The organism is Pseudoselenomonas caprae, assembly GCF_008271345.1.
GTDB classification, from domain to species: Bacteria; Bacillota; Negativicutes; order Selenomonadales; family Selenomonadaceae; genus Selenomonas_A; species Selenomonas_A caprae.
Genome location: NZ_VTOZ01000057.1, coordinates 1 through 1615 on the forward strand (window position 1 = coordinate 1; position 1615 = coordinate 1615).

The 1615-nt window shown below is 44.3% G+C and carries 1 protein-coding gene; it reads right to left on the minus strand.

Going from position 1 to position 1615, the window contains the following annotated elements; genetic code table 11:
- Positions 1-121: 121 nt before the first annotated feature.
- Positions 122-1333 (minus strand): IS110 family RNA-guided transposase, encoded by a 1212-nt coding sequence (locus FZ041_RS14285; RefSeq protein ID WP_187626400.1) that lies wholly within the window; start codon positions 1331-1333, stop codon positions 122-124.
- Between the last annotated feature and the right edge of the window lie 282 nt (positions 1334-1615).

The window sequence follows — 1615 nt, forward strand, 5'->3', positions numbered from 1 at the left end:
AGCCTGCAAATAAAAAGTCAAGCATAAATTTCAAAATGGAGTAAATTTCTATGAAGTGATTTTATGGCACAACAAAAAGGCTGCCGCAATGCGTCAACCTATAAAGAATTTTCTGAAATAATTATTCTTCTAAAGGTAAGTTGCTTAAGTATTCCTTGACTTTACCAAAGTAGATTCGCAAGAACTTATTAGCTCCGGCGGTCATATAAACGTAGTAGGGCTTGCCCTCATCACGTTTTTTCGCCATGAATCTGTATACCGGGTCATCCTCTGGTTGATTTTGGATCAGTACATTCATTATAAGGAATAACGTTTTCCTCAGATATGGAGACCCATGTTTGGTGGTATGAACGCTCTTTTGGGCATAATCACCAGATTCATTAACTCCGGGATCTACACCTGCAAAGGCTGTCAGCTGACTGCGCTTGGTGAATTTATGCACATCGCCAATCTCGGCAATGAGCTGTGGGCCAAGTGTAGTTCCTACGCCGAACATGGACATCACAGCAGGGTATTCCGGCAGTTGGGAAGCTAAGCTATCCATCTGCTGACGAAGTTCCTCTACAGCTTTTGAAATGGCATTGAGCTGTGTTACAGCCTGTTGGACAAACAACTTAGTCATGTCGTCCTTGGCTAGAATGGGAATCAACTCTTTTGAGGCATTGTATATTTCAACAGGTTTGTCAGGCTGAAATATATAGCCGTGCTTTTTACACCATTTCTGATATTTTTCCGTAAAGGATTTAAGGCTGATGTTACAGACACAATCCACATGCCAAAATTTTTCAATGAAGTCTACCCATTTCTCGCTGCCATCAGGCCGCTTGGGGCTGGTAAAGAATTTATTGGCTCCTGGATAGGTTTCATCCATCAGGGCTATAAGGTTATTTTTGTAAGCCGTCTGCTGCTTCTGGTAGAAGCTCATCTGACGGTTCATGGTTTTAAGCTGTGTACGTATATTATCCATAGCTGTATATTGACGCAGCATATACCATTTGTCAAGGGCGAAGCGACCAATCTTCTTAGCATCTGCCTTGTCGGTTTTGACACGGCGCAAGGAGTTGTTGTCGAAATCCCTGATTAGCTTAGGATTCACGGCGCTGACGAACAATCCGGCACCAGAAAGCCAGCGTACCATTGGTTCGTAGTAGCGGCCTGTGTGTTCCAAGACAATGCGGCATTCGCCGTCGAAAGTATTTAAATAGTTTACGAGGTCGTTCATGCCGCTCTTGGTGTGACGTACCTCAAAAGGTTTGGCTACTGTCTTTCCCAGAGGCTCTAACACGGCCACCGTGCTTCTGCCTTTTGAGACATCAATTCCTACTGCGTACATGTGCATCGCTCCTTAAGATAGAATCGCAATGGTTTACCATACTCCTCATTGCCGATTCAATCTCCTGTGGGTTGACACGGACGCATCTAGGAAGATAGCCCAACCTGCATAAATCGAACAGCTGGGAATGAGAGGGTGGCAGACAGACTTTCTAACGGACGTGTAAGTCCTAGGAGTGAGCCGTCTAACCATTACCTCACTATTTTACCAGCTTAGACAACAAGGTGGATAGGAACGGTAGCTATCCGTTTCCAATCCATAATTCTATTGTAGGAGGAGTGA